Below are 7,324 nucleotides of genomic sequence, written 5' to 3' on the forward strand. Positions count from 1 at the left end.
CCTATGATGCGTTCCCGCTGTATGAAATCCAAGCACTGACTGAGCAGAAGCAGGATTTAATCAACCATATTATGATATTTGAAAATTACCCGGTGGAGCAGCAGGTAGAGCAGTTGGGCAGCGAGGGGCAGGATAAATTTACGATTTCGAATGTGGTGGCTACAGAGCAAACCAACTATGATTTGAACGTCGTTGTTATGCCGGGTGAAGGCATCAAGATTCGATTTATGTATAACGCGCTCAGCTTTGATCAAGCAGGCATTGAGCGTCTGCATGGACATTTTGTACGTCTCTTGGAGCAAATTTCGCTTAACCGGAATGTTCGTGTTGAAGAGCTGGAACTACTCACAGTAGCCGAAAAACAACAGATTACAGCCGGATTTAATGACACGGCTGTTGCATTTCCGTCTCATCAGACGGTCCATCAGCTGTTCGAGGCTCAGGTGGAATCTACGCCGGATCAGGTGGCATTGGTGTTTGGACATCAGAGTCTGACTTATCAGGAGCTAAATGAACGGGCGAATTCATTGGCACGAATGCTTCAAGCACAGGGAGTAGGACCTGACAAGCTGGTTGGTCTGATGGTGGAGCGCTCCGTGGAAATGATCGTAGGTCTACTGGCCGTGCTAAAAGCAGGTGGTGCTTATGTGCCGATTGATCCCGAATTTCCGTCCTCACGTATTGCATACATGCTGGAAGACAGCGAGGCGGCAGTGCTTCTGACCAGTCGTAATTTGGCAGAAGAGCACCAAAGCCATGCCAATATCCTATTTCTTGAGGACAAAGAATTGTATCAGGGAGAGAGTGGCAACCTGGAGGCGATTGCCCGCCCAGAGCATTTGGCTTACGTTATCTATACCTCTGGTTCGACGGGTAATCCGAAAGGAGTTATGCTCCAGCATCGCTCGGTCCTCAACTTTATTACAGGGATGCGCGGAGTCATTGACTTTGAAACGAGCAAAACGATTTTGTCACTCACGACCATTTCATTCGATATTTTTGTATTGGAAACTATTCTGCCCCTGCTAGGTGGAATGACGGTGGTGCTTGGCGACAGCCAGCATCAGGTGAATCCTCAGGCGCTGGGTGAATTGATTGCTCATCATCATATTGAGATGTTGCAAATGACACCATCTCGTTTGCAAATGCTGCTGGGTCATGAAGCAGGCTCCCGCGCGTTGCAAGACGTGAAGGCCATTATGGTCGGGGGTGAAGCCCTTCCGTCCAGGCTGCTCGCAGCACTGCAAGAAATCAACGGTCCCCGTATTTATAACATGTACGGACCTACAGAAACGACCGTTTGGTCGACCGTACAGGAACTGACCCATGCTCAGCAAATTAATATTGGACGTCCCATCGCGAATACACAAATATATATCATGAATGCGAATGGGGAATTACAGCCAGTCGGTGTACCGGGTGAGTTATGTATTGCAGGGGAAGGATTGGCGCGAGGGTATTGGAAACGTGAAGAACTGACGGCAGAGAAATTTGTGAATAATCCGTTTGCTGCTGACGAGGCAGATTATGAGCGGATGTATCGTACGGGTGATTTGGCAAAATGGATGCCAGACGGCAACATTGAATATTTGGGTCGGATGGACCATCAGGTGAAAATCAGAGGTTATCGGATCGAACTGGGCGAGATCGAATCAAAGCTGCTGCAGGTGCAGTCCGTACAAGAAGCGGTCATCGTGACCCGTACGGACGAAACGGGTCAAACCCAGTTAGTAGCGTATTACGTCGCAAGTCAAGAGCTTGGAGCTAGTGAGCTGAGACAGGAGCTGGGACAAAAGCTGCCAAGCTATATGGTGCCGTCTTATTTCATCTGGTTGGAGCAGATGCCGCTGACACCGAATGGTAAAATCGACCGCAAGTCCCTGCCAGCACCGGAAGGTAGTCTGCACAGCGGTGCGGAGTATGTAGCTCCACGCACGGTAGCAGAACGAGCACTCGTAGCGATCTGGCAGTCCGTCCTAGGCGTGCAAACCGTCGGTATTTTGGACCATTTCTTTGACCTGGGCGGCGATTCGATCAAGGCGATTCAAATCGTATCACGTGCGTTCCAGGCAGGCTACAAGCTGGATATGAAGGATTTGTTCCGCTATCCCATCGTTGCAACACTTGCACCGCATATGCATGAGGCAAGTCGTAGGGTAGATCAGGGAGAAGTGAGCGGGAAAACGGCATTGCTTCCGATCCAGCACGGGTTCTTTGCACAGGAGCAAGTGGATGCGCATCACTTTAATCAGGCGGTTATGCTGCACCGGGAGCAGGGTTTTGACGAGTCTGCTCTGCGTCAGGCACTTGGCAAACTTACAGCGCATCATGATGCGCTGCGGATGGTGTTCAGCAAGACAGAGCAAGGCTATGAAGCATGGAACCGTGGCGTACAGGAAGGTGAGCTATATCATCTGGATGTGGTGGACTTTACGAACTTGACGGATGAAGCCGCGCTCAGCGCAGCCATTGAGGCGAAAGCCAGTGAAATTCACAGTAGTATTCAACTTCATGAAGGGCCGTTGTTGAAGGCCAGCTTGTTCCACTGTGCAGATGGGGATCATCTGTTGATGGCGATTCACCATCTGGTGGTGGACGGGGTATCGTGGCGCATTTTGTTCGAGGATTTAGCCACAGTCTATGAACAGGCCACCCATGAGGAGACGCTCCAGTTACCGGATAAAACGGAGTCGTTCCGTTCTTGGTCACAAAAACTTTCCAAGTATGCGAATAGCGCTGCAATGGAAAGTGAATACGCCTACTGGGAGCAACTCAACGCAGCGGCTTTGTCTGACCAGGTACGCTTGCCTGAGGATCAAGCGGAAGCCGAACCGTTTACCTTGGCTGACACGGATACAGTGATCTTCCAGCTTACGGAAGAAGAGACAGAAAAACTATTGAAGCAAGCACACCGCGCATACAACACGGAAGTGAACGATCTGCTGCTGACGGCATTAGGCATGATGCTGTACACGTGGACGGGTCATGAACGTAGCCTGATCAACCTAGAGGGACACGGACGTGAGAACATTTTGCCGGATACGGACATTTCTCGTACGGTAGGCTGGTTTACGAGTCAATATCCGGTGCTGCTGGATATCGGTCGTGGTCATGCTTTGTCGGATCGGATCAAACAGGTCAAAGAGAGCCTGCGTCATATTCCGAATAAGGGAATGGGCTACGGAATCTGGAGATATTTGAGTGAATCTGGTCAAGCGATTCAGCAAGCAGATGTACTGAACCTTGGTCAACATCAAGCTTTTGCCGAATCTCAAGTGAGCTTTAACTATCTCGGACGGTTTGATCAAGACTTGGCAAACAGCGATATTCGTATGTCTCCTTATTCGATTGGATCGGTCATTAGTGACCGGACGAAAATGAAATATGCTCTCGATGTGAGCGGAATCGTAACTAGTGGCATCTTGGAACTTGACATTCGGTATAACGGCAAAGCCTTCCGTAAGGATACGGTCCAAATGTTAGCCAACCTGTTGAAATCCAATCTGCTTGAAGTGATCGAGCATTGTGTGACACGGGAGCGGACCGAATTGACTCCAAGCGATGTGCTGTTCAAAGGTCTGACCCTGGAGCAATTAGATACGATTAAGGAGCAGACAAAGGCGATTGGGGAATTGGAAAATGTGTACCCATTGACCCCCATGCAAAAGGGGATGCTGTTCCATAGTTTGATGAATGCAGAAACCGGCGTGTATTTTGAGCAGGCAACCTTTGATCTTGAGGGCCACTTTACGCCAGCTATATTCGAGGAAAGCCTAAAGCTGCTGGTTAGCCGGCATGCGATATTACGGACGAATTTCTACAGCGGCTGGCATGGACAACCATTGCAAATCGTCTATCGTCAAAAAAATCCGAGCTTCCGTTATGAGGATGTCAGAGGGCGTGAACACGCTGTAGCTGAATTTGTGACTCAGGACAAAGCTCGTGGCTTTGATTTAAGCAAGGATGCGCTTATGCGCGTAGCTGTCTTCCGCACGGATGATCGCTCATACCGTTTTGTATGGAGCTTCCATCATATCGTAATGGACGGCTGGTGCCTGTCACTGATGACGGATGAAGTGTTTGGTGCATATTTTGCCTTGCTGGAGAACAAGCAGCCAGAACTCGCACCTGTTAAGCCGTATAGTGACTATATCGAATGGTTGGAACATCAAGATGCACAGGAAGCAACCCGTTATTGGAGTGACTATTTGGCAGGTTTTGAACAGCAAACCTTGTTGCCTGGTGAGAGCGCGCAAGCTTCTGTAGTAGAACGAGATGAGGATACTAACGGAAGTGGTAACAGTTCAAACTCTGGCTATGTTTTGGAAAAGCTGCCGTTGATGTTGGGTAAAGAACGGAGTGCCGCCTTAAACCAAATGGCCAAGCAACAACATGTAACGATTAACACATTGCTGCAAAGCGTTTGGGGCGTTATTTTACAGAAATACAATAATAATCAGGATGTTGTGTTTGGTAGTGTGGTATCCGGTCGTCCGGCAGAAATTCCAGGTGTGGAAAGCATGATCGGTTTGTTTATCAACACGATCCCAGTACGCATATGCAGTGCACAGGAAGCTACATTTGCTGAAGTATTGCAGCGCACACAGGAACAGGCTCTGGCCTCCAGTGTGTATGACACGTTCCCGCTCTACGACATTCAGGCACGGACTGAACAAAAACAAGACCTGATTCATCACATTATGGTCTTTGAAAACTACCCCATCGGGCAACAGATGAAGCAGATGGGTGGTTGCGGCGAGACCAAGACCCAAACAGGTTTCTCTATTTCCAATGTGGAACTTGCAGAGCAAACCAACTACGATTTTAACCTGATTGTCGTGCCAGATGAGGATATCTCTATCCTGCTTGAATACAATGCGCTGGTGTATGACCGGTCTGCAATGGAGCGTATCCGGGGTCATATGGACCACATCATCGGACAAATCGTGGACAACCCGTATATCCACGTGAATGAGCTGGAACTAGTGACAGCAGAAGAGCAAGCGCAAATCGTGCAGGTATGGGGAGATACGGCAGCAGCCTATCCGCAGGATCAAACGCTAAGCAGTCTGTTTGAGCAGCAGGCCGCGAACACGCCAGAGCAAGTGGCGGTGTTGTGCGGAGCGGAATCGTTGACCTACCGTGAGCTAAACGAGCGAGCGAACCGTCTCGCGCGCACCTTGCGTGCGGAAGGGGTACAGCCAGATCAGCCTGTGGGTATTCTGGTCCACCGTTCACTGGACATGATCGTAGGCATCTATGCGATCCTCAAGGCCGGCGGAGCCTATGTACCGATCGATCCAGAATATCCGGCCGATCGCATCCGCTTTATGCTGGAGGACTCAGGCGCGAAGCTGGTGCTGACGCAATCGCATCTGGCGGAGCAAGCATCGCTGAGTTTCGACGGTCAGGTGCTGGTGCTGGATCGTCAGGAGCAGGGTGGCAAGCACATTTACCACGAAGATGGCTCGAATCTGAAGCCCCTGGCTGGACCGCACCATGTCGCTTATGTCATCTACACGTCCGGTTCCACGGGAAAACCGAAGGGCGTCATGGTAGAGCACCATTCCGTGCTGAACCGGATTTTGTGGATGCATGATCGTTACGGTTTGAGTGCAGAAGATACCATTCTGCAAAAGACCGCCTTCACCTTCGACGTGTCGGTGTGGGAGCTGTTCTGGTGGTCGATGGTCGGCTCGAAGGTAAGTCTGTTGTCCGTGGGCGGGGAAAAGAATCCGGAAGACATCGTGGACACGATTGCCCGCGACGGCGTGACCACGATGCACTTTGTGCCGGCCATGCTGCATGCGTTCCTGGAGTATGTGCAGCAGCAGCCACGGGAAGTGATGCAAGCGAAACTGGGCACGTTGCGCCATGTTTTTGCCAGCGGCGAAGCGTTGCCGCCACAGCATGTGGCGAGATTCCAGCGGCTTGTGTCGAGCCTGGCCGGAGCGAAGCTGGTCAACCTGTATGGTCCGACCGAAGCGACGGTGGACGTCTCGTACTTTGATTGCGAGCCGGATGAAGAATATGCGGTGATCCCGATCGGGAAACCGATTCAGAATATCCGTCTGTACATCGTGAAGGAAGGCACGGAGCAATTGCAGCCGATTGGGGTTGCGGGTGAGCTGTGCATCGGCGGTGTCGGTGTAGCCCGGGGGTATCTGAACCGTCCAGAGCTGACGGCCGAGAAATTTGTGAAAGATCCGTTCTCTGGTGGGGAAACAGGATACGAATGGATGTACCGTACCGGCGATTTGGCGAGATGGATGCCGGACGGAAACATTGAATATCTGGGCCGGATCGACCATCAGGTGAAAATCCGCGGGTACCGGATTGAGCTGGGCGAGGTCGAAACGCAGCTGCTGCAAGTGGATTCGGTACGAGAAGCGGTTGTCATGGCTCGTGCAGACGAAATGGGCCAAAAACAAATGGTGGCCTACTATGTCGCGGGACAAGAGCTAGGAGCCAGCGAGCTGAGAAGTGAGCTGGGCCGAGAGCTGCCAAGCTACATGGTACCGTCCTACTTTGTACAGCTGGAGCAAATGCCGCTGAGTCCCAACGGCAAAATCGACCGCAAAGCACTGCCAGCACCGGAAGGCAGCCTGCAAACTGGAGTCGATTATGCCGAGCCGCGTACAGCGCAAGAACGCGCTTTGGTAGCGGTCTGGCAGTCGGTGCTGGGGCTACAGACGGTCGGTATTTTGGACAATTTCTTTGATCTGGGCGGCGATTCCATCAAGGCCATCCAAATCGCATCCCGTACGTTCCAGGCGGGCTATAAGCTGGACATGAAGGATTTGTTCCAGTATCCAACGGTTGCAGCCCTGGCCCCGCATATGCACGAGGTCCGCCGTATAGCAGGTCAAGAAGAAGTCAGCGGGGAAACGGCGCTGCTTCCAATCCAGCACTGGTTCTTTGCCCAAGAGCGCGAGCGTCCGCAGCACTTTAATCAAGCGGTCATGCTCTATCGCGCTGAGGGCTTTGAGGAGACGGCGATTCGCCAAGTCATGGACCACCTCGTGAAGCACCATGATGCGCTGCGTACAGTCTTCCGTCCAGATGCCTCGGGTTATACGGCTTGGACACGCCGTGTAGAGGAAGGCGCGCTGTATACGCTGGAAATGGTGGATTACCGTGAACAGCAAACCTATGCAGAAGCGCTGGAAGCGAAGGCGACGGAAATTCAAAGCAGCATGGACCTGTCTGCAGGACCTTTGGTGAAGCTTGGATTGTTCCGCACAACCGAGGGCGACCATTTGCTGATCGCCATTCACCACTTGGTGGTGGACGGAGTGTCGTGGCGGATTCTGTTTGAAGATTT

1 protein-coding gene is annotated in these 7,324 nt (G+C 51.6%); it reads left to right on the top strand.

Annotated features, from left to right (window positions below; all coding sequences use genetic code 11):
* On the top strand, positions 1-7,324 hold a 7,324-nt coding region (locus FKV70_RS25650), incomplete at both ends, for a non-ribosomal peptide synthetase (protein ID WP_142614961.1).

Source organism: Paenibacillus ottowii, from assembly GCF_006874425.1.
Taxonomy (GTDB): Bacteria; Bacillota; Bacilli; order Paenibacillales; family Paenibacillaceae; genus Paenibacillus; species Paenibacillus ottowii.